Source organism: Sphingomonas sp. AC522, from assembly GCF_979258125.1.
The window spans coordinates 156275-177447 of record NZ_OZ409836.1 but is presented as its reverse complement, the minus strand read 5'-3'; the positions used below and the strand labels follow the sequence as shown (position 1 = coordinate 177447).

General features: G+C 65.6%; 17 protein-coding genes. 6 read left to right on the top strand and 11 right to left on the bottom strand.

Going from position 1 to position 21173, the window contains the following annotated elements:
- Positions 1–39: 39 nt before the first annotated feature.
- Genes ACZZZM_RS00940 through ACZZZM_RS00925 form a run of 4 tightly spaced genes read right to left on the bottom strand, consistent with a single transcriptional unit; the run spans position 40 to position 6887 of the window.
- The gene (locus tag ACZZZM_RS00940; protein WP_463593233.1) at positions 40–2106 is read right to left on the bottom strand and encodes a tetratricopeptide repeat protein; all 2067 of its coding nucleotides are present in this window, start codon (positions 2104–2106) and stop codon (positions 40–42) included.
- Complete coding sequence (gene prsR / locus ACZZZM_RS00935) at positions 2090–3448, bottom strand: PEP-CTERM-box response regulator transcription factor (protein WP_463593232.1); 1359 nt, start codon at positions 3446–3448, stop codon at positions 2090–2092. Before prsR ends, ACZZZM_RS00940 begins: the two co-directional genes overlap by 17 nt.
- Positions 3445–5499: an XrtA/PEP-CTERM system histidine kinase PrsK gene (gene prsK / locus ACZZZM_RS00930; protein ID WP_463593231.1), complete on the bottom strand. Its 2055-nt coding sequence runs from the start codon at positions 5497–5499 to the stop codon at positions 3445–3447. The genes prsR and prsK overlap by 4 nt, the downstream gene beginning before the upstream one ends.
- A complete protein-coding gene (locus ACZZZM_RS00925; RefSeq protein ID WP_463593230.1) occupies positions 5499–6887 on the bottom strand; it encodes a TIGR03013 family XrtA/PEP-CTERM system glycosyltransferase in 1389 nt (462 codons plus the stop codon). The genes prsK and ACZZZM_RS00925 overlap by 1 nt, the downstream gene beginning before the upstream one ends.
- 176 nt (positions 6888–7063) lie before the next feature.
- Between ACZZZM_RS00925 and ACZZZM_RS00920 the strand changes: the two genes are divergently transcribed.
- Positions 7064–8110: a mannose-1-phosphate guanylyltransferase/mannose-6-phosphate isomerase gene (locus ACZZZM_RS00920; RefSeq protein ID WP_463593229.1), complete on the top strand. Its 1047-nt coding sequence runs from the start codon at positions 7064–7066 to the stop codon at positions 8108–8110.
- Here ACZZZM_RS00920 and ACZZZM_RS00915 read toward each other — a convergent pair.
- Complete coding sequence (locus ACZZZM_RS00915) at positions 8076–9182, bottom strand: hypothetical protein (RefSeq protein WP_463593228.1); 1107 nt, start codon at positions 9180–9182, stop codon at positions 8076–8078. The genes ACZZZM_RS00920 and ACZZZM_RS00915 overlap by 35 nt on opposite strands.
- Before the next feature lie 49 nt (positions 9183–9231).
- On the opposite strand from ACZZZM_RS00915, the gene ACZZZM_RS00910 reads away from it, so the two are divergent.
- Entirely contained in the window at positions 9232–9828 is a 597-nt protein-coding gene (locus ACZZZM_RS00910) for an aspartyl/asparaginyl beta-hydroxylase domain-containing protein (RefSeq protein WP_463596354.1), read from the top strand.
- A gap of 2 nt (positions 9829–9830) precedes the next feature.
- On the opposite strand, the gene pepF is transcribed toward ACZZZM_RS00910, so the two are convergent.
- The 4 genes from pepF to ACZZZM_RS00890 all read right to left on the bottom strand — a co-directional run bounded on the left by pepF (position 9831) and on the right by ACZZZM_RS00890 (position 15627).
- Positions 9831–11693 carry an oligoendopeptidase F gene (gene pepF, locus ACZZZM_RS00905; protein ID WP_463593227.1) on the bottom strand — a complete coding sequence of 621 codons (1863 nt, stop codon included), beginning with the start codon at positions 11691–11693 and terminating at the stop codon, positions 9831–9833.
- Between the two features lie 431 nt (positions 11694–12124).
- Positions 12125–13768 (bottom strand): chaperonin GroEL, encoded by a 1644-nt coding sequence (groL, locus tag ACZZZM_RS00900; RefSeq protein ID WP_463593226.1) that lies wholly within the window; start codon positions 13766–13768, stop codon positions 12125–12127.
- A 55-nt stretch (positions 13769–13823) separates the two neighbouring features.
- Entirely contained in the window at positions 13824–14111 is a 288-nt protein-coding gene (gene groES, locus ACZZZM_RS00895; RefSeq protein ID WP_463593225.1) for a co-chaperone GroES, read from the bottom strand.
- 112 nt (positions 14112–14223) lie between these two features.
- On the bottom strand, positions 14224–15627 hold the full coding sequence (locus tag ACZZZM_RS00890; RefSeq protein WP_463593224.1) for an MATE family efflux transporter: 1404 nt from the start codon (positions 15625–15627) through the stop codon (positions 14224–14226).
- A gap of 248 nt (positions 15628–15875) precedes the next feature.
- Here ACZZZM_RS00890 and sppA point away from each other — a divergent pair, with 248 nt between their 5' ends.
- From sppA to ACZZZM_RS00875, 3 genes are read left to right on the top strand one after another with little or no spacing between them, the layout of a single operon-like run.
- On the top strand, positions 15876–17771 hold the full coding sequence (sppA, locus tag ACZZZM_RS00885) for a signal peptide peptidase SppA (protein WP_463593223.1): 1896 nt from the start codon (positions 15876–15878) through the stop codon (positions 17769–17771).
- Complete coding sequence (locus ACZZZM_RS00880) at positions 17768–18328, top strand: N-acetyltransferase family protein (RefSeq protein WP_463593222.1); 561 nt, start codon at positions 17768–17770, stop codon at positions 18326–18328. The genes sppA and ACZZZM_RS00880 overlap by 4 nt, the downstream gene beginning before the upstream one ends.
- A gap of 53 nt (positions 18329–18381) precedes the next feature.
- A complete protein-coding gene (locus ACZZZM_RS00875) occupies positions 18382–18765 on the top strand; it encodes an STAS/SEC14 domain-containing protein (protein ID WP_463593221.1) in 384 nt (127 codons plus the stop codon).
- On the opposite strand, the gene ACZZZM_RS00870 is transcribed toward ACZZZM_RS00875, so the two are convergent.
- Both ACZZZM_RS00870 and ACZZZM_RS00865 read right to left on the bottom strand, forming a co-directional pair.
- The gene (locus ACZZZM_RS00870) at positions 18762–19682 is read right to left on the bottom strand and encodes an SRPBCC family protein (RefSeq protein ID WP_463593220.1); all 921 of its coding nucleotides are present in this window, start codon (positions 19680–19682) and stop codon (positions 18762–18764) included. The two genes, ACZZZM_RS00875 and ACZZZM_RS00870, sit on opposite strands and share 4 nt — an antisense overlap.
- A 30-nt stretch (positions 19683–19712) precedes the next feature.
- Positions 19713–20360: a trimeric intracellular cation channel family protein gene (locus tag ACZZZM_RS00865; protein ID WP_463593219.1), complete on the bottom strand. Its 648-nt coding sequence runs from the start codon at positions 20358–20360 to the stop codon at positions 19713–19715.
- 50 nt (positions 20361–20410) lie between these two features.
- Between ACZZZM_RS00865 and ACZZZM_RS00860 the strand changes: the two genes are divergently transcribed.
- Positions 20411–21052, top strand: a complete 642-nt coding sequence (locus ACZZZM_RS00860; RefSeq protein WP_463593218.1) for a YoaK family protein — start codon at positions 20411–20413, stop codon at positions 21050–21052.
- The last annotated feature ends 121 nt before the right edge of the window (positions 21053–21173 follow it).

The window sequence follows — 21173 nt, the reverse complement described above, 5'->3', positions numbered from 1 at the left end:
GGCAAGCGATACGCGATCCTCCCCCGGAGGGGGAAGATTTTACAGCTTCGCCAGCAATTCCTGCGCCGCAGCCCGATCCGTGAAACTTAAGTCCGCCAACGCGGCCTGGGCGTGAACCTTGGCTTCGGCCTTGCGGTTCGCAGCGGCATAGACTTGCGCCAGATGCCAGCGCAGGCCGGCATGGCGCGGCGCGAGCGTCACTGCCTTTTGCAGCAATTCGATTGCGCCGCCAGCATCGCCGCCGCGGAACATCGCCCAGCCATAGGCATCGGCGATGGCGGGGTTGCCGGGGGCGAGGCCATAGGCGGCCTCGCCGAATTCCAGCGCGGTGCCGAATTCGCCTGCCCCGGTATAGGCTGCGGCAAGCTCGGCATTGAGAGCGGCATCGCCATCGCCGATGCGGGCGCGGAGATCCTCCAGGCTGTCGATCGCGGCATCATATTCGCCGGCGGCCAATTGCCAGTGCGCGGAGAGGCGAAGTGCGGCCAGGCTGACCGGGTTCTGCGAGACGAACAGTGCCAGTGCATTCGCAGCATCGGCGCGGCGTCCGGAACCGTCGAGCGCTTCGATCAGCCGGAGCATGGTCGGCTCGTCGAAGCGTAGATCCGCCGCGCGCTGATATGCGGCAGCGGCGTCACCCGATCGGCCTGCAAGCATCAGCATGTCGCCGAGCAGCACATGCGCGGCAGGCGCGCCCTGGTTCTTCGAGGCAATGTCCTGCGCCTTGGCGAGCGCGCCAGTCTTGTTACCGTCGCTCAGCAATGCCCGGATCAGCGGCACCATCGCGCCGGGGTCGCCGGGGCGCTGCGCGGCGTCTGCGGCGAGTACGGGGGTCGAATCGTCGGCGGAGAAAGAGCCGGCGTCGCCGGTCGCGGGATAGGCGGCGCGATCAAGATAGCGGGCGGCCTCGCCGCGCTCGCCGATCCGTTCGAAGCCGCGTGCGACGAGGGTCAGCGCATAGCTATCGGCATCGGATCGGGCGACGACGGGGCGCAGTGTGTCGATTGCGTTGCGCGCGCTGTCGGTGCGCAGCAGCGCGACTGCGAGAAGCTTGCGCGCCGTGATGTTCATCGGCTGGCGCGAGACGAGCTCACGAAGCCGGGCGAGTGCCTGTTCGTATTCGCCGGACTGGATGTTGAGCGTCCCCTGCAGAAGCAGCATACCAGGAAGCGCGTCCACCGCGCCGCCGGTCTTTTCTACAATGGCGCGGGCGAGATCGAACTTGCCGGCGCGGGCGGCGATCACTGCCTGCAGGTAGAGTGCTTGCGGGCTGCCGGGGCGCGATTCGAGCGCGCGGCGAGTGGCGGTCAGGGCATCGACGGTGCGGCCCGAATCGCCGAGCGTGGCGGCATATTCGATCAGCGCGTCGTGATGATATTGGTCGCGGGCCAAGGCCTGCTCGAACCAGGGCAGGGCCGCGGTCAGGCCGAATTGGCTGCGGACCAGCTCGCCGCGCAGCACTAGGGCCTCGACATTGCCGGGCGCGAGCTTGACTGCGCGCTCGGAAGCCTCAGCGGCGCCGAGCAAGTCTCCAGCAGTGAAGCGGAAGCGGCCGATTTCGGTCCAGACCTCGGGATCGTTGGGCGCAAGGCGAGCCGCTTCGTCGAGCGCCTGCATCGCGGCGGCATAGTTGCCGAGAGCAGTGAACGCCTTGCCACGGATACGGAGCCCATAGATGCGGAATAGCGGATCGGTCTTGTCGGTCTCGGCGAGCGCCTTTTCCTCCTCGCCTTCGAGCAGGAGGGCGTGGGCGCGCAGATGCGGCGCAAATTTTGGATTGTAGCCGGCATCGACGGCACGCTGAATCTCGGCTTCGGCGCCGACGCCGTCGTCGAGCGCCAGCATCGCCTGTGCGAGGACGATATGAGCGTCGGCACTGTCGGGGTCGCCGCGAACCGCGGTAAGCGCCTCGCCCTTTGCGCCATTGGCGTTGCTGGCCTTGAGCAGGGCGAGGCTGCGCGCGATCGCGTCGCGCGCGGCTACGGGGTTCGCCCCAGGCGGACGGAACCATAGCCAGGCGATCACGGCGAAAACCACCAGTCCGGCGGCGATTACCAGAAGGCGGCGTACCGGGACGGCGCGAGTGCGTTTACGGCTGGAGGTCATAGGCCTTCATCAGATCATAGAGGGTTGGGCGGCTGATCCCGAGCAGGCGCGCGGTGCCGGAGATATTGCCTTCGGCGCGGGCGAGCGCATGGCGGATCGCCTTGCGGTCCGCCATTTCGCGCGCGGCCTTGAGGTTGACGGGGCCGGACTCGCCCTTCGATTCCAAGTCGAGGTCGGCGGCGGTGACGAGCTTGCCATCGGCCATTATCACGGCGCGCTTGACGCGATTCTCAAGCTCGCGGACGTTGCCGGGCCAGCTCCACGCGTCGATTACGGCAAGCGCGTCCGGAGCGAAATTGCGCACGCCGGTCTTCATCGCATCGGCATATTTGTGGAGAAAGTGGCGCGCGACGAGGCCGGCATCGCCCGGACGTTCGGCGAGCGAGGGGATGCGGACGACGATCTCGGCCAGGCGGTAATAGAGATCCTCGCGGAAGCGCCCGTCCGCGACCATCGCATCGACATTCTGGTGCGTTGCGCAGACGACACGGACATCGACGGGGATCGCCTTGCGTCCGCCGATCCGCTCGATGACCCGCTCCTGTAGGAAGCGGAGCAATTTGACTTGGAGTGGCAGCGGCACATCGCCGATTTCGTCGAGGAACAGCGTGCCGCCCTGGGCCTGCTCGATCTTGCCTTCGGTGGTCTTGACCGCGCCGGTGAACGCGCCCTTTTCGTGGCCGAACAATTCGGACTCGAGCAGGGTCTCGGGGATCGCGGCGCAGTTGATCGCGACGAACTGCCCCTTGCGGCGACTGGCGTCGTGCAGGCCCCGGGCGAGCAATTCCTTGCCGGTGCCGCTGGCGCCGAGTAGCATCACTGAGACGTCCGCGCCGGCGACGCGCTCGATCGTGCGCGTGACCTTGAGCATTTCCGGGCTGCCGGTGATCATCCCTCCCAGCACCGCGCCGGACTCAGCGCGCTGGGCGAGACGGCGGTTCTCGGCCTCCAGCGCATGGACGTGGAAAGCGCGGGCGACGATGAGCCCCAGCGCGTCGATGTCGATCGGCTTCTGATAGAAATCCCAGGCGCCCATCTCGATCGCGCGCAGCATCGATTCGCGCGCGCCATGGCCGGATGCGACGATAACCTTGGTATCGGGGCGTAGCCGCAGGATCGTTGCCAGCGTGGCGAAGCCTTCCGCTGTGCCGTCGGGATCCGGCGGCAGGCCAAGATCGAGCGTGACCACCGGCGGCTCCTCGGCGCGGATCAGCGCAGTGGCTTCCTCGCGGGTCGATGCGCAGAAGATCTCGTAGCCGTCATAGGCCCAGCGCAATTGGCGCTGGAGTCCGGCATCGTCCTCGACGATCAGCAATTTGGGAAGGGCGCGCTTGTCGCTCATGCAGCATGTTCCAGATCGGCGACGTGCGCGGCCTTGAGGATCACCCGGAAGCGGCTGCCATTGCCTTCTCGCGAGGTTACTTCAATGCGACCTTCCATCTGCTGGGCGAGTTGAAGCGCTTCGAACGCGCCGATGCCGAACCCGCCGGGCTTGGACGAGACGAAGGGCTTGAACAGCTTATCGCGCACGAAGGCGGGCGACATGCCGGCACCGGCGTCGATCACGTCGATCGTCACTTGCAAGCCATCGGCCGCGACGGCGAGAGTGACGGGCTCGTTGGCTGGGCTCGCTTCGATCGCGTTCTGGACGAGATGACCGAGCAGTTTCTCGAGACTAGCGGGATCGGCCTGGGCGATTGCGGCGCGCGCACCCGAAGCGAGCACGGGATGCTGGCCGCGGCGGGCGGCGGCGACGCGCTCGACCAGCGGGACGATTTCAATGGCGTGCGGCGCTTCGGCGCGGCCGCGATGGTGCTGCGACAGGCGCGCGAGCAACGCGTTCATCCGATCGGCCGAATCCTGGAGGGTCGCGACCATATCCGCGCGGAACTCGGGCTTGTCGGCGTGGCGCTCGGCATTGCGCGCGGTGAGGGTAAGCTGGCTGACCAGATTTTTGATGTCGTGGAGGATGAAGGCGAAGCGGCGATTGAATTCATCGAAGCGCTGGGCCTCGGCAAGCGCGTCCTGCGCGCGGGCTTCTGCGAGATAGGAGGCAACCTGGCGGCCGGCGACTTTGAGCAAGTCGAGATCCTCCCAGTCGAGCGGGCGGCTGACGGGCGGCCGGGCTAGCAGGATTGCGCCGGCGAGGCTGCCTAGATGCGGAAGTGGGACGAGCACCCAGGCCTCGGGCGTGTCGAGCATCCATTGCGGGACCGCGGCGGCATCGGGGCCGGTCGCTTCCTGGGCGCGAAGCGCATCGAGATCCACGATGCGGCCGGTTGCGTGAAGATGGTGGGCAAGCGCCGAGTCGCTGGTGAGCGGCAGCGTCGTGCGATCCCAGTTCCAGCTGGCGCCTGGGCCAAGCCCGCCTGCATCGGGGACGAGTAGCACGCCGGCGGGGGAATCGGTGAGGTCGGCAATCGCCTTGACGATGCGCTCGTCTAGCGCGGCGCCACCCTCGGGCGCGCCCAGCGTCTCGGTGAAGCGCATCCATTCGCTGCGATAGTCATAGCGATGGCGGAACAGGTGCTTGGCGAGCTTGACCTTGATCCAGGCGCGCAGCCACGAGTTGGAGACGAGGGTGAGGATCGCGGCGGTCGAGCCGAACACGAAGGCGGTCTGGAAAACGCGGGCATTTTCGCCCCCGATTGCGGCAATGCCCCAGGTGGCCAATGCCAGCAGCGCGAAATAGGCGCCGATCGCGACCAGCGAGAGCGACTGATAGGCGACGGCGCGCGAGACATGGACGTTCCATTCGCCCTTGCGCTGGAGGCCGGTGGCGATCGCCAACGCGACAGGGATCATTGCCAGGCCGCGGGCGGCCACTTGCCATGCTTCCCACCGCGCGGTGAGATAGGTGGCAGTGAACAAAGCGAGGTCGGCGAACCAGATGCCGGCAAGCGCCATGACGATCCATCGCAGGCCACCGCCAGCCGAGGGATGCAGCGCCGAATGGAGCTCCTGGACGAGCACCAGCGCCGCGACGGCGACGAGCATCCGCAGCAGCAGCCCGGCCGTCTCGATCGTAACGGCGATTTCGGGCGCCGCGGCATTGCCGACGATGTGCACGACCAGCGACGCGACCGCGACCATTGCGACCACGCCATAGACCGTGCCGATCGCGACCGGGGGGCGGACATTGCCGCCGCGCCGATGCAGCGCGATCATAAAGCCGAGCCAGGCGATGTTGCGGAGCGTCTCGGCCACGCGCGTGACCATCTCGGCCCCGCCGATGCCTGAGACGGCGAGCGCCCATAGCGCAGTCATCCCCAGCGCGAGGACCAATGCCCGGCGCGGCAGGCGCGCCTCACGCGTGCGCCATGCGGCAACGGTCAAGCCGCCGAACAGAAGCGCGGCGAGGGCGTGGCTCCAAAGAACCAGTTCGGAGCCCATCAGCGCGCACCTTCCGGAAAAAGCACGACGCGCGCGGTCTGGAGCAGGATCAGCAAATCCAGGAAGGGCGAGTAGTTCTTGGCGTAATAGAGGTCGTATTCGAGCTTCTGGCGGCTGTCCTCGATCGACGCCCCATAGGGATAATTGATCTGCGCCCAGCCGGTGATGCCGGGCTTCACCATGTGGCGCTCCGCATAATAAGGCAGCTTGGATTCGAGATCCTCGACGAATTGGGGGCGTTCGGGACGCGGGCCGACAAAGCTCATCTCGCCCTTGAGGACGCTCCAGCATTGAGGAAGCTCGTCGATCCGCAGCTTGCGGATGATGTTGCCGACGCGGGTCACTCGCGGATCATTCTTCTCGGCCCAGACGGCATTGCCGCCGATTTCGGCATCCTGGCGCATCGAGCGCAATTTGATCACGTCGAAGCCCACGCCGAACAGCCCGACGCGGCGCTGGCGGTAGAAAGCCGGACCCTTGCTCTCGAGTTTCACCGCGATGGCCGTGAGCAGGATGACGGGGAGCATCAGGCTGAGCAGAATCAGGCTCGCGGCGATATCGAACAGCCGCTTGAACGCGCTGGAGAACATGCGGCCCGACGAGAAGCCGTCGGAGAAGATCAGCCAGCTTGGATTGACGCTGTCGAGATCGACCCGGCCGGTCTCGCGCTCGAGGAAGGTCGAGATTTCGTTGACGTGGACGCCGGTGGTCTTGATCCGCAGCAGATCCTTGAGCGGAAGCGCGTTGCGACGCTCTTCCAATGCGAGGACCACCTCGCTGGCATTCAGCAGCACGACATGATCGGCGAGATTGTAAATCGCATCACGCGCGATCGCTTCGGGGATCACGCGATTGGCTTCGCTCATCGAAATGTAGCCGACCACCGCGAAGCCTGCGCCGGGCGTCTTCGACAGGTCTTTGAGCCGCTGCGCGCGGGCGCCCGCGCCGAGCACGACGATACGCCGCTTGAAGGCTTGGCTGCCCAGCGCCTTGCCGAGCAGCATGCGCAGGAACACCAGCATCACGATCGAAGCGCCCATCGCGTAGAGCAGGTTCGAGCGCCAGAAGCCGATCTCGGGGATCAGGAAATAGAGTACGCTGAGGCCGATCACACCCAGGGAGACCGCGACGATCAGCCGCGCCGTGGCATAGCGCAAAGATTGCAGCGCATCCGTGCCGTAAACGCCGATGGCCATCATCGCGACCTGGAGGAACAGCGCATAGCTGATCAGCTGCGGCCAGCGCGACGACATCGGCAGCGGCGTCATGCCCACCTGATGGGCGCGGATCGTCCAGCCGATTTCGCCCGCTGCGAGCAACAGGAGAATGTCCAGCGCGCCGAGCAGGAGCACGGCATTGGGGACATAATGCTTGAACAAGCGGATCATGACCCCATCGCATTAGCTGCGAAGTGTAAACAAATCCGACACGAGCGGACCTGTCGGCGCGCTTGACGCAAATTCGGTCCGGGTGCGAAACCATGGTGCAATCTGTGTGTTTGACGGGCGGGCGCGCACCCCGCATCCGACGTAAAATTTGAAAGGTCCGAACAGTGCCGGATTCCATGCCCATCACCCCTGTCATCCTATCGGGAGGATCGGGCACACGCCTGTGGCCAATGTCGCGCGCCGAGCGGCCCAAGCAGCTCCTGGCGCTGACCGCGGAAGAGACGATGCTGCAATTGACGGCGCAGCGGACGGCGGGCGAGCGCTTCGCAGCGCCGATCGTGGTGGCGAACGCCGCGCATGCCGACATGGTGGAGGAACAGCTAAGCGCAGTGGGCACTGCCGCCCAGGCGCTGATCCTCGAGCCGATGGGCCGCAACACTGCGCCGGCGATCGCGCTTGCCGCGCTGGCGGCAGGCGGCGGCGCGGCTCCGCTGCTGGTGATGCCATCGGACCATGTGATTGCCGATGTGGCGGCGTTCCACCGCGCGATCCAGGCGGCGCTGCCGCTGGTCGAACAGGGCTGGCTGGTGACGTTCGGGATCGCGCCCGACGCTCCCGAAATCGGCTATGGCTATATCAAGGTGGGCGAGGCAATCGGTGAAGGTGTCCACCGCGTCGACAAGTTCGTCGAGAAGCCGCCGCGGGAGAAGGCCGAGGAAATGCTCGCCAGCGGCGATCATGCCTGGAACGGCGGAATCTTCCTGTTCCGGGCGGACGTCTATCTGGAGGCGCTCGCTTCCTATGCGCCCGAGATGCTCGCGGCGGCGCAGCAGGCGATGCAGAAGGGGACACGTGACGGCGCGCGGATCTGGCCCGACCGGGATGCCTTTGCCGCCAGTCCTTCGGATTCGATCGACTATGCCGTGATGGAACGCGCGCCGCGCGTCGCAGTGGTGCCGGTCGACATGGGCTGGAACGATGTCGGCAGCTGGGATGCGCTGCATGCGATCAGCGATGCCGATGACGGCGGCAATGTCTTGCGCGGCGACGTGGTGGCGATCGATACCGACCGCTGCATGGTGCGCGCCGAGAGCGGCAAGCGCGTGGCGCTGGTCGGCGTATCCGACCTGATCGTAGTGGCGAGCGGGGACGAGATATTGATCCTGCCGCGCGGACGTAGCCAGGAGGTCAAGCGGCTGCTGGAAGCGATGCAGCGCGGATAGCTTCGAGCTCGGCATATAGGCGCGCGAGGTGGCAGGCGGCAGCGCGCACCGCGTCGCTCGCTTCTTCGCGCTTGGATGCGCCGTCGGGTTGAAAGGCCTTGTCGGGAGCCTTGGCGTCGCGCGTTCCCGCTTGCGCCATCAGCGCGCTCTCTTCCGGCGATGACACAATGCCGAAATGGGGAAGGATGCGAGAGAAGACTGCATCCGGCAGCTCGCTGTGATTGACGAGCAAGCCCCCTCCAAGCGCGTAGTTCTCGATCGCGGCCTGGCAGATCAGCGCGAGGATTTGCGCGGCATAGTCCATGCCATGCGTAGCCCGGACGAGGCCGTCGAGCGCGGGGACAAGGCCGGGCACGACATGGAGGCCGGGTATGCGGGCGTGCGAGGCGAGGACTTCGATCGGATCGCGGTAGAGGAATATCCAGGGCACGCCGGAAAATGCCTCGCGCATCGCGGGCATCGAGCGCGTGTGCCAGGCATCGGTCTTGAGGAAATAGTTTTCGTAGCCACGCCCCAAGGCCGCCGCGGTTGCGCGAATCGCGTCGCGTCCATGCTCGAGTGCGGAATCCAGGGGCGGGGCTTCCGCCAGTACGACATTCTCGGGCGCTGCCCCGAGCATTTGCGCGACGAGCGTCGAACCGCACCGCGACATGTGGAAGATCAGCCCTCGCGGCATCGGCAGCGAGTCGGGAGCGCTGGCGATGAATGCGTCGAGCGGAGTGTGATGCCGGAACAGGCGATTGAACGGGCGTGACGTGGCGGTGCGGACCGAATCGTCGAAGAACGGCCGGTCGGGCTTGGCTCCGGCGAAATGCGCCCAGTCGATGCCGGTTTCGATGAGAGCAATCGGGAGCCATGCTGCGTCGGGCCAGTCACTTCCGACGTAAGGCGGACCCCGGTGCGGGAGCATGTCGGGAGTGAGCGCGATGCCGCGGCGTGCGGCATAAGCGAGTGCCAGCGTTTCGAACTGCGCGGGGTCGTGAGGCGCTGCGAGCATCTGCTGCGCGGCTGGATCGGCCATCACCGCGGCGCGAAAGTGGTCGAGCGCAGGGTCCGGCTCCTTCTCATTCATCGCGGGGTCCGATAGGTTGACGTGTAGGGGGAAGGCTAACGTGGCCACGATGCTTCAACAACAGCCGGCTTGGCCCGATCGCGTCCGGCTGCCGCTGGCGTTCGATGCTGCCGCGCTGGCGGCCGACCTGGCATTGCTCGCGGGAATGGAGTGGACCGCGCATTACGTCCCGCAGAACTACACTGGCGACTGGAGCGCGTTGCCGCTGCGCGCCAAGGCCGGCGCGACGCATCCGATCATGATGATCTATTCGGATCCGACCGCGAGCGAGTTTGTCGATACGCCTTTGCTGGCCCAGCTCCCTGCGGTGGCCGCGGTGGTTGAAGCGCTCCGCTGCCCGCTCCGTGCGGTTCGGCTGATGCGGCTGACGCCCGGCTCGGCGATCCTCGAGCATAGTGACGACGATCTCGCCGCCGAGTTGGGCTGGGCCCGGATCCATGTGCCGATCGCGACCAACCCGGATGTCGAGTTCCTGCTCAACGGCGCGCCTGTCTCGATGGCGCCCGGTGAGGCCTGGTATCTTCGCCTTTCCGACCGCCACAGCGCCGCCAATCGCGGCGCCACCGATCGAGTGCATCTGGTGATCGACGCCGAGGTCGATGCCTGGCTGGCCACGCAGCTCGAAAGCGGGGCGGCCAGCAGCTAGGTTCAGGCCATCAGCGCTTCGGCCTGGTCGAGCACCGATTTAAAGTCCGCGACCAGCGCCTGGTATGGCGCGGGGCCGGCCATATCCAGGCCCGCACGCTTGAGGATTTCGACCGGATAGTCCGAGCCGCCGGCCTTGATCACGCTGAGGAAATTGTCGCGCTCCTTGGCGCCGCCCTTGAGGATCGCCTGGGCGAAGAAGGTCGCGGCGGAGATGCAGGTGGCATACTGATAGACATAGAAGCTGTTATAGAAGTGCGGGATGAACGCCCATTCGTTGGCGTAGCTCGGCTCGAGGCTGAGGTTCGGCCCATGATAGCGCTTCAGCAGGTCGAAATAGATCGTGTTGAACTTCTCGCCGGAAAGCCCTTCACCCGCTTCGGCGCGGTCGTGCGCGATCAGTTCGAATTCGGCGAACATCGTCTGGCGGTAGAAAGTGCCGCGGTAATTCTCCATCTGCTGGCCGAGATAGAAGAGCTTCTCTTCCTTGGTCTTGGCGTTTTTCAGCATGTGCGCGACGAGGAGCTGCTCGTTGAGCGTCGAGGCGATCTCGGCGAGGAAGATCGGGTAAGCGGCCTTCTCGTAAACCTGCGTGGCGTTCGACAGCAGCGAGTGAAGCGCATGGCCCCATTCATGCGCATAGGTGGTCAGGCCGTCATATTTCTCACTGAGGTTGAGCAGCAGGAACGGGTGCACGTCATAGGCACCGGGCTGCATGTACGCGCCGGGGCGCTTACCCTCTCGCGGCCAGGGATCCTGCCAGCGCGCTGCGGTCGCCTTGGCGATGCGGGTTTGGTAATCCGCGCCTAGCGGCTTGAGTGCCTCCAGAGTGGTGACGCGCATCTGGTCGAGCGTGAAGGTGCGATCGAGCGACACGAGCGGCGGATAGATGTCGTGATAGCCGATATCGGGCAGCTTTAGGATGCGGCGGCGCAGCTCGAAATAGCGGTGCAGTTGCGGCAGGCCCTTGTTCGCCTCTGCGACCAGCGTGCGATAGACCGTCTCGGGCACGTTCGCGCCGGATAGCGCATTGGCGAGCGAAGTCGGGTATTTGCGCGCTTTGGCGTAGAAGATGTCGCTCTTGACCTTGGCGGCGTAGGTAGCACCGAAGCTGTTCTTGAAATCGCCGTGCGCGGTCCAAAAGGCGTTGAAGACTGCCTTGCGGTCCTCGCGATTGGGGGCGTCGCGGTTGAGCGTATAGCCCTGCGAATCCAGGCGGACTTCCTTGCCGGTCGACAGCTTGATCGTCGGCCAGGGGATGTCGGAAGAGCGGAGCTGCCCCGAGATCTCGCCCGGCGCGCCGAGCGGCGAGCCGACGCTGGCGAGGAGCGACTCGCCTTCGGGCGAGAGCGTGTGCGCGGCTTGGCGGACGATGTCGGCCAGATAGAAGTCGAAGCGCTTGGCGAGCGTCGGGTTGGCGGCGACGAAGCCCTTGATCTTGGCCTCGCCGACAGTCAGCAATTCGGGCGAGATCCACGAGGTTGCTTCGCCGAATGCGGTGTAGAGATCGCGCGACTGGGCGAGCTTCTCCTGATAGCCCGAATTGCGGACATCCTCGTCGCCCTTGAGGCTGGTATAGACATAGACGCGGGCGATCGTGCGGCCGAGATCGGACTGGAGGACGAGCGCTTCGGCAAGCGTCGCGGCGCTTTCGCCGAGGCGCCCCTTATATTTGGTGATGCCGGGAAGGGCCGCGAGCGCGGCCTTGCGTGCGGCATCCCAGGCAGCGTCATCGGGGTAGATTTCGGTCAGGTCCCACATCGGCCCCGCGGCGGCGCCAGCGGTCTGGCCCCAGGCGGGTGCGGCGGCGGCGAGGCCGACGAGCGCGGCTGCAGTGAGCGCTTCGCGGCGCGTGACTTCGGTCATGATTGTGCTTCCCCAGGGACAGCGCCGGTAGGCTCAGCGCTGGTTGAAGCCCGCAATCTGTCGCTGAAAGTCCAATAAGGGAAGCGTTTTGTTGTGCCAATACACCTGCGCAGATTAGCGCTTGGGCGTCACGATCCAATCACGCTTGGCGCGGCGCTCCATCGGAATGCCGCAAAAGCTGCAGACGCTGGTGTAGCGGTCGCAGTCGCCTACTTTGCGAGCGTGTTTTTGCGACCGCTCGTGCTGGCCACGCAGGCAGCGGAGCCGACCGATGATTTTGTGAAACACCAGGTTCCCCAAATAATTGCGAGACTAATTTCAACAATCGTTGTGGCGGGTCAAGCAGGCGACCGGCCATTTTGATAATAAAGGGCCGGAAGAATGATCTTCCGGCCCCTCATTGTTTTCGACACGGAAATGGTAGTCAGGACTTAGAAGTCCATGCCGCCCATTCCGCCCATGCCGCCGCCGCCCATGGGCATTGCCGGCTTGTCTTCCGGCATCTCGCTCACGGCCGCTTCGGTCGTGATGAGGAGGCCGGCGACCGAAGCTGCGTTCTGCAGCGCGGTGCGGACGACCTTGGTCGGGTCGATCACGCCGGCCGAGACCAGGTTCTCATAGGTGTCGGTCGCGGCGTTGAAGCCGAGCGTCGGATCGTTGCCGTCGAGCAGCTTGCCGGAAACGACAGCGCCGTCATGGCCGGCATTCTGCGCGATCTGGCGAACCAGCGACGTCAGCGACTTACGGACGATGTCGATGCCGCGGGTCTGGTCTTCGTTGGCACCTTCCATGCCTTCGATCGCCTTCGACGCGTACAGCAGAGCCGTACCGCCGCCGGGGACAATGCCTTCTTCGACGGCTGCGCGGGTTGCGTGCAGCGCATCGTCGACGCGGTCCTTGCGCTCCTTGACTTCGACTTCCGAAGCACCGCCGACCTTGATCACCGCAACGCCGCCGGCGAGCTTGGCGAGACGCTCCTGGAGCTTCTCACGGTCGTAATCGCTGGTGGTGACTTCGATCTGCTGGCGGATCGCATCGGTGCGGCCCTTGATCGACTCATGCTCACCAGCGCCATCGACGATGGTGGTGTTGTCCTTGTCGATCGTGACGCGCTTGGCGGTACCGAGCATGCCGAGGGTAACGCTCTCGAGCTTGATGCCGAGGTCTTCCGAGATGACTTCGCCCTTGGTGAGGATCGCGATGTCTTCCAGCATCGCCTTGCGGCGATCGCCGAAGCCGGGTGCCTTGACCGCTGCGACCTTGAGGCCGCCGCGCAGCTTGTTGACGACGAGCGTGGCCAGAGCCTCGCCTTCGATATCCTCGGCGATGATCAGCAGCGGACGGCCCGACTGGACGACGGCTTCCAGGATCGGGAGCATCGCCTGCAGGTTCGACAGCTTCTTCTCGTGAATCAGGATGTACGGATCGGCGAGCTCGACCGACATCTTCTCCGGATTGGTGATGAAGTAAGGCGAGAGATAGCCGCGGTCGAACTGCATGCCTTCGACGACGTCGAGCTCGAATTCGAGGCCCTTGGCTTCCTCGACGGTGATCACGCCTTCCTTGCCGACCTTCTCCATCGCTTCCGCGATTTTCTCGCCGACTTCCTTGTCGCCATTGGCCGAGATGATGCCGACCTGGGCGATTTCCGAAGTGCCCGAGACAGGCTTCGAGCGCGCCTTGACGTCTTCGATGACTTTAAGGACGGCGAGATCGATGCCGCGCTTGAGGTCCATCGGGTTCATGCCGGCGGCAACCGACTTCATGCCTTCGCGAACGATCGCCTGGGCGAGCACGGTCGCGGTGGTGGTGCCGTCACCGGCAACGTCGTTGGTCTTCGAAGCGACTTCGCGGACCATCTGCGCGCCCATGTTCTCGAACTTGTCCTTGAGTTCGATTTCCTTGGCGACGGTGACGCCGTCCTTGGTGATGCGCGGTGCGCCGAACGACTTGTCGATGACGACGTTGCGGCCCTTCGGACCCAGCGTGACCTTGACTGCATCGGCGAGGATGTCGACGCCGCGGAGAATGCGCTCACGCGCGTCGCGGCCGAATTTTACGTCCTTGGCTGCCATTTTGGCTACCCTTTCAAATTCTGAATATGTTGATGAAGTTTAGGCTTTTCGAGGGTCAGCCGACGATCCCGAGGATGTCGCTTTCCTTCATGATGAGGAGATCCTCACCATTGACCTTGACCTCGGTGCCCGACCATTTGCCGAACAGGATGCGGTCACCAGCCTTGACGTCGAGCGGCGTGATCTCGCCCTTTTCGTTCTTGGCGCCCGAACCGGCGGCGACGACTTCGCCTTCCTGCGGCTTTTCCTGGGCAGTGTCGGGGATGATGATGCCGCCGGCGGTCTTCTGCTCGGCTTCGACGCGGCGAACGAGCACGCGGTCGTGCAACGGACGGAAGTTCATTGCTGTGGTCCCTCTCGAAATATGACGGTTTTGGCACTCAACGGAATCGAGTGCCAGCAGCCGGGATATGTGAAGCCGTTCATCTGCCGTCAACCGGTCACGGAACAAAAATTCAGGCTGGGAGTAGGCCGAGCCGCGCGCGCATGTGCCAGCGCCACAGCAGCAGCACCGAGACGAAAAGCAGCCCGACGGCCAAGCCGGTCCAGATACCGACGCCGTCCCAGCCAAGACCGAAGCCGAGCGCAATCGCCGTGCCGAAGCCAGCGACCCAATAGCCGAGCCCGGCAATGATCATCGGCACGCGCGTATCCTGGAGCCCGCGCAACACCCCGGCGGCAACGGCCTGCGCGCCGTCAACAAGCTGGAAGATTGCCGCCAGCACCAGATATTGCATCGCCAGCGTGACCACCCGGGCATTGTCGGGATTGTTCACATCGACATAGGCCGAGATCAGCAACCGGGGGATCAGCCAGATCGCACTGGCCGTGACCGCCATCATGCCGATGCCGACGCACAGCGCGGCCTTGCCCGCCCGGGCGATCCATTCACGATCCGCCGCGCCATAGCCCATGCCGACGCGGATGGTGGCGGCCTGCGAGATGCCGAAGGGGATCTGGAAGGCGATCGCGGCGATATTGAGCGCCACGGCATGGGCGGCGACTTCGGCGACCCCGATCAGCCCCATCAGGATCGCCGCGCCGCCGAACAGCGCGCCTTCGAAGAACCAAGTGAACATGATCGGCGTGCCGATGCGGACGATCTCGCGGAAGCGCGTCCATTCGGTGCGCCACCAGCGCCCGAACAGGCGGAAACGCTTGAGGCGCCGGTCGCTGGCCAGGATCAGCGCATAAGCGAGCATCATCGCGGTCATCGTCACGACGCTGGCGATCGCCGAGCCTTCGAGCCCGAGCGCGGGGAATCCCCAATTGCCGAAGACGAGCAGCCAGTTGGAAAGGATCGCAACGCCAAGCGCCACTGCCGTGACGAGGAACACCCATCCGGCGCGATCGAGCGCGGCGGCGGTGGTGCGCATCACGCCGGCCGCCACTCCCGGCACGAGCGCGAGGAGGATGATGTCGAGAAAGGTGCCGGCGCGGCGCGCGACCAGTGGATCCTGTCCGGCGAGCAGCAACAAGGTCTCGCCATGGGCGAGGATGAGGAGCACGGGGATCGAGCCGGCCGCGGCGACCCACAAGGCCATGCGGAAGCTGCGGCGGACTTCGCGGACGGCATGCTTGCGGCGGCCGAGCTCGGCGGCGATGATCGGCGCGGCGCTGCTGGTGAGGCCAATCAGCGCGTACATCAGGATGTTGAACAGGAAGACGCCGAGCGTCGCCGCGGCGAGCTCGACCGTGCCGAGTCGGGCGACGAAAATCACGTCGACCGCCGACACTGCCATCTGGAGCAGATTGGCGCCGACCAGAGGCCCCGCCAGCCAGATAAGCGCGCGCAACTCGGCCTTGAAGGTCGCGGGCGCGGGGCCGGTTACGGCGGTAGAGGGGATCGTGGCGGACATGGGGCGGGGGTTAGAGGGTTAGGCATGAAAGGGAAATGGGTGGTGCCGGGCATCGTTCGTCGTCCGCGCGGAAGCGAGAGCAAGGCCCAAGACGATGTCCTTTAACCCTGGGTACCCTCTTTTGCGGGATGACGGGTTATTTAGCTGCGCCAGGCAGGACACTCGCCTCTGCACAGCGTATTGCTCAAACAGGACACGGGCCGCTATGAGGGCCTGTGCCTGCTTGTGCCGGGGACGAGGAGAAGTACGTGAAGCTGGTTCGTGGCGCCTGGAAAATCCTGGTCGGGATCAAGGACTTCCTTGTCCTGGTCTTCATGCTCTTGTTCTTCACGGCGCTGTTTGCGGCATTGTCGTACAAGCCCAATGCGGCGAGCGTCCGCGAAGGGGCGCTGGTCGTCGCCTTTAACGGCGTGCTGACCGAGCAGCCAAGCGATCCCGATCCCTTTGCCGGCCTGGGCGGCGGCGGCGACGCAATGAAGGAATTGCGGCTGCGCGACGTGCTGCGCGCGCTCGACGTGGCGCGTACCGACGACCGGGTGAAGGCAGTGGTGCTCGACATGGACCGCTTCATGGGCGGCTATCCCGCGGCAGTGAACGAAGTCGCCGAAGCAGTGGCCAGGATCCGTGCGGCGAACAAGCCTGTGCTGGCTTATGCGACGGGCTATACCGACGACAGCTATGCGATCGCGGCCAATGCCAGCGAAGTCTGGGTGCATCCAATGGGCGGCACGCTGTTCGCCGGGCCGGGAGGCACCAGCCTTTATTATAAGGGCCTGCTCGACAAGCTCGGCGTCAATACGCACGTCTTCAAGGTCGGCAAGTTCAAGTCCGCGGTCGAGCCCTATATCCTGACCGGCATGTCGCCCGAGGCGCGCGAGGCGAGCGAGGCGCTGTATGGCTCGCTCTTCGGCCAGTGGCAGCAGGCGATCGCCAAGGCGCGGCCCAGGGCGCGGATCGGCGACTATCTGACCAAGCCCGACGAAGTGGTCGCCGCGGCCAAGGGCGATATCGCCCAGGCCAATCTGAACGCGGGACTGGTCGACAAGCTCGGCGACCGGCTGGCCTTCGGCAAGCGCGTCGCGGAGATCGCCGGCACGCAAAGCGGCAAGGCGGCGGGAAGCTTCAAGGCGATCAAGCTCGCTGATTTCGTTGCCGCCAATCCGGCTTCGACCAGCGGCGACGCTATCGGCGTGATCACCGTCGCCGGCGAAATCGTCGACGGCAAGGCCGGGCCGGGCACTGCCGGTGGCGACAGCGTTTCGGCGCTGCTGCTCAAGGGGCTTGCCGAGAAGAAGCTCAAGGCATTGGTGGTGCGGATCGATTCGCCCGGCGGATCGGCGCTCGCTTCCGAGCAGATCCGCCAGGCCGTGCTCCAGGCCAAGGCGCAGGGGCTGCCGGTGGTGGTATCGATGGGCAGCCTGGCGGCGAGTGGTGGATACTGGGTGGCGACGGCAGGCGACACGATCTTCGCGGAGCCCAGCACGATCACTGGATCGATCGGCATTTTCGGCATCCTGCCGACCTTCGAGAACAGCCTCGCCAAGATTGGCGTGACCACCGACGGGGTGCGCACCACGCCATTATCCGGCCAGCCCGACGTGATGGGCGGGCTGAACCCGCAGACCGGGCGGCTGCTGCAGACGACGATCGAGCAGGGCTATGCGCGTTTCGTCTCGCTGGTCGCGGGCGCGCGCAAGATGACGCCGCAGCGCGTAGACGAGATCGGCCAGGGCCGCGTCTGGGTGGGCGGGGTGGCGCATCAGCTGGGGCTGGTCGATCGCTTCGGTGGACTGCAGGCGGCGATCGACGAAGCCGCGCGGCGCGCCAAGCTCGATCCCGCCAAGGTCCATGCCGTCTATCTTGAAAAAGAAAGCTCGGGCTGGCTGAAATTCTTCAGCGACGTCGCGCGCGAGGACAATAAGGACGAGGACTGGGCTGATGCGCCGGGCGGCGGGGACGCGTTCGCGCGGATCGCCGGCGAACAGCGTGCGCTGGTGGCGCAGGCGCTGGGCGATGCGCGGCGGCTGGCCAAGGGGGGATCGGTGCAGGCACGCTGCCTCGAATGCGGCGGGCTGGGGCCGGTGGCGGTGAATGCAGAGGATCGCAGCCTGTTCGACCTGCTGATCGCGCGCTTCATCGGATGATCGCGATCAGGGCCGCGACGCCGGAAGACGCGGGCGCGATTGCGGCGATCTATGCGCCGCACGTGCTGACCGGCACCGTCTCGTTCGAGACCGACCCGCCCGATGCGCGGGCGATGCGCACGCGAATGGCAGCGAGCGAAGGCCTCTATCCCTGGATCGTCGCGACGAACGGCGACGCGACCGGTGGCGTGATCGGCTATGCCTATGCGACTCGTTTCCGGGATCGCCCGGCATATCGCTATGTCTGCGAGACTTCGGTCTACATGGCGGATGTGGCGCAGGGGCAGGGCGCGGGGCGGCTGCTCTATGACGCGCTGATCGACACGCTGCGTGCGCAGGGTTTCGTCCATGCATTGGGCGCGATCGCTCTGCCCAACGATGCTTCGATCCGGCTGCACGAATCGGTCGGGTTCCGGCGGGCAGGCGTGTATCGCGAAGTCGGGTTCAAGCATGGCCGTTGGATCGATGTCGGCATCTGGCAGGCGGAGCTCAACCAGCCGAGCGTGCCGCCGGTCGAGCCGCGAAAGTTCAGCGATGTCGGCGTGGTGCGCGACTAAGGCCTGCAGAGCTTCGCAACTTTTTGGCAGGAAAATCGCGCTAAACCGGTGGCATGCAGGCTCCCGTGCAGACGATCCGGATCGATTCCGACCGCAAATTGATCGAAGTTCGCCTGTCGGGCTTCTTCACTGCCGAGGACGCTGCCTGGACCGGCGAGGAGCTGCGCGCGGCGATCCTGGCGCTCGGCACTGGCGCCGGCCAGCATGTTACGCTCTATGACGCCACCGGCCTCAGCATCGCTCCGAACGAGACCGTTGAAGCGGTCAAGAGCATGTTCGCCAACCCGAAGGTGCGGCCGCTCTGGGCGCGCAAGGTGGCGATCCTGACCAAATCGGCATTGGGGCGGATGCAATGGCAGAGGCTGCGCGACGCGCGTGCCGATATCGGGATCTTCGGCGATCGCGATGAAGCGATCGACTGGCTGCTCGCGGCCTAGTCCGCCCGCGTGTAGCGGATGGTGTGATCGAAGGCGGGCGCGCCGGGGCCGGAATCCACTGCATCATAGGCCTTGTCGCCGATGCGCAGCCAGCGGCTGGAGATCGTCACTTTCTTTTCGCCCTGGCCATATTCGTTGGTGCCGAAATCAAGGCCGCCCTCGATCGGTCTGACACTTCCCTCGCCGACAATCTTGCCGCCGCTTGAGTAGGTGAAGCGGATGACTGCCGTTTTTGCGTCCCAGCTGTAGAGGGTTTCAGCCGAATAGACGGTGTTGCCGGCGCGTACCGCGACGTGGCGATCGCGGATGCCGGCTTCCTCGCGCGTAAAGCAATGCGTGTTGGCGTCGCCGGTGGGAAGCGTGCCCTGCCAGCAATGGCCGGCGAGGAAATCGAGTGGATCGAGCCCCAGCCGCGCGGCGAGCTTTTCGAGCGTCAGCCGGTTGCCCTTCTCGAAGAAAACGAGCAGCGCATCGCCCTCGGCGCCGGCGGGATAGCCCGTACCGGTCAAGCGGATGCGGGTGCCCGTGCCCTCCGGGATCAGCTCGAAGCTGCTGGTGACGCGCATATAGGCGTCGGCATGCGGAAAGCCGGGAGGCGTCCTGACCGTGCGCAAGATGAGCTTGCGGCCCGGCTGCGGAGCGGAGACGCGCTGCTGGATATTGGCCGGGTCGCCCGGCTTGGCATCGGGGGAGTAGGATGTTTCGAGCAGATCCGGTTCGATCGCCCAGGCATGCGGGACCGCCCATTGCTTCCAGCCCTCGGGCGTGCTGACCGCAGCCCATACCCGCGCGGACCGTGCGGCGGCGAAGACCTCGGTCACCAGGGTGCGCGTGCCATCGGCCTCGGTGCCGATCGCGTCTTGCGCGATTGCCGGGGTGGAACAGGCGAGGGCCAGTGCGAGGGCGATCAGACGCATGGGACTTTCCTTCCTGCGAGTGTTGATCAATCAAGCGTCGGTGCGAGGCCCTCGGCGATAGGCAGGCATAGCTATTTTCCAGTGGATCGCGGCACCACGCAGCGCAAATCCGGCCAGTGCCGCGATCAGCCCGGCGGCGAACGGGGGCAGGCCGCCAAGCGATAGCCCCACCTGCAGCGCGGCGGTGACCGCGGCGGCAGTAACATAGAGTTCGGGCTGCAGCAGGATCGAAGGCTCACCTGCAAACACGTCGCGGATCATGCCGCCCGCGCAGGCGGTCAGCACCCCCATCACCATCGCCGGTACGGGGGGAATGCCGTAGCTCAGCGCCTTGGCCGCGCCGAACGCGGCATAGGCGGCAAGGCCGGCGGCATCGAGCCAATCGAACATATTGCTGGTCCACCAGCGTTGCGGCGTGAACCAGACGAGCACTGCCATGCCCAGGCACAAAGCGGCGACGCTGGTATCGTGCACCCAGAAGACCGGCGCGCCGATCAAAAGGTCGCGGATCGTGCCCCCGCCGACCCCGGTCATCAGTGCGAAAAATGCCAGCGTGATGAAAGTGAGCTCGCGCCGCGCCGCGGCCAGCGCGCCGGTGATTGCGAACAGGGCGATCCCCAACAAGTCCAGCCAGGGCAGGATTGGCCCCAGGCGTTCGGCGGCGGCGATTGGGTCCATGCGGGCTTTTCACTCTTTGGCGCTGGCGCGTCAAACGCTAGAAGGAAGGCATGGACCGTACCGCTTCGCCGCTCATCGTCATCGCCATGTGCCTCGCCTGTCTGGCGGGTTTCGTCGATGCATTGGCCTTCACCAGCCTGGGCGGATTTTTCGCCTCGTTCATGAGCGGCAATTCGACGCGGCTGGGCGTGGGGCTGGGCAGTGTCGGCGAACTGGGCGTGGCGGCGACTGCGCTGGCGCTGGTCCTGAGCTTCGTCGCGGGGGTGATCCTAGCGAGCGTGATCGCCCGCGCTCGACCCGCGGCGGACAAGCCCGCAGTGATGGTGGCGGTCACGGTATTGCTGCTGGCGGCGGCGGCGCTGGCAGCGGTCGCGCCGGGACCCGCGGTGCTGCTGCTGCTCGCGGGCGCGATGGGATGCGAGAATGGCGTGTTCCACCGCGACGGCGAGGTCTCGATCGGCGTGACCTATATGACCGGCACCTTGGTGCGGATGGGCCAGAAGGCTGCGAACGCGCTGATGGGCGACGCGGACCGCTGGGGCTGGGTGCCCTATCTGGCGCTGTGGCTGGGCTTCGTCTCGGGCGTGGTGCTCGGCGCGGCGGCGCATGGCCGCTGGGGCTGGGGGGCCTTATGGGCCGCGCCAGTCGCTGCGGCGGCGCTGACGGTGGCGCTCCGCAGGGTGCGGGCATAGATCACTTAGGCCGCGAAATTGTCATCCCCCGCGAAAAGCGGGGACCCAGTGCCAAGCAACGCATCGCCTCGACACCCTAGGTCCCCGCTTTTTTCGGGGGGATGACGGTTATCCTTCTGGA

Coding starts and splice junctions, on each gene's coding strand:
- ACZZZM_RS00940 (WP_463593233.1), bottom strand. CDS start 2,106: ATGACCTCCAGCCGTAAACGCACTCGCGCCGTCCCGGTACGCCGCCTT.
- prsR (WP_463593232.1), bottom strand. CDS start 3,448: ATGAGCGACAAGCGCGCCCTTCCCAAATTGCTGATCGTCGAGGACGAT.
- prsK (WP_463593231.1), bottom strand. CDS start 5,499: ATGGGCTCCGAACTGGTTCTTTGGAGCCACGCCCTCGCCGCGCTTCTG.
- ACZZZM_RS00925 (WP_463593230.1), bottom strand. CDS start 6,887: ATGATCCGCTTGTTCAAGCATTATGTCCCCAATGCCGTGCTCCTGCTC.
- ACZZZM_RS00920 (WP_463593229.1), top strand. CDS start 7,064: ATGCCCATCACCCCTGTCATCCTATCGGGAGGATCGGGCACACGCCTG.
- ACZZZM_RS00915 (WP_463593228.1), bottom strand. CDS start 9,182: ATGAATGAGAAGGAGCCGGACCCTGCGCTCGACCACTTTCGCGCCGCG.
- ACZZZM_RS00910 (WP_463596354.1), top strand. CDS start 9,232: ATGCTTCAACAACAGCCGGCTTGGCCCGATCGCGTCCGGCTGCCGCTG.
- pepF (WP_463593227.1), bottom strand. CDS start 11,693: ATGACCGAAGTCACGCGCCGCGAAGCGCTCACTGCAGCCGCGCTCGTC.
- groL (WP_463593226.1), bottom strand. CDS start 13,768: ATGGCAGCCAAGGACGTAAAATTCGGCCGCGACGCGCGTGAGCGCATT.
- groES (WP_463593225.1), bottom strand. CDS start 14,111: ATGAACTTCCGTCCGTTGCACGACCGCGTGCTCGTTCGCCGCGTCGAA.
- ACZZZM_RS00890 (WP_463593224.1), bottom strand. CDS start 15,627: ATGTCCGCCACGATCCCCTCTACCGCCGTAACCGGCCCCGCGCCCGCG.
- ACZZZM_RS00880 (WP_463593222.1), top strand. CDS start 17,768: ATGATCGCGATCAGGGCCGCGACGCCGGAAGACGCGGGCGCGATTGCG.
- ACZZZM_RS00875 (WP_463593221.1), top strand. CDS start 18,382: ATGCAGGCTCCCGTGCAGACGATCCGGATCGATTCCGACCGCAAATTG.
- ACZZZM_RS00870 (WP_463593220.1), bottom strand. CDS start 19,682: ATGCGTCTGATCGCCCTCGCACTGGCCCTCGCCTGTTCCACCCCGGCA.
- ACZZZM_RS00865 (WP_463593219.1), bottom strand. CDS start 20,360: ATGGACCCAATCGCCGCCGCCGAACGCCTGGGGCCAATCCTGCCCTGG.
- ACZZZM_RS00860 (WP_463593218.1), top strand. CDS start 20,411: ATGGACCGTACCGCTTCGCCGCTCATCGTCATCGCCATGTGCCTCGCC.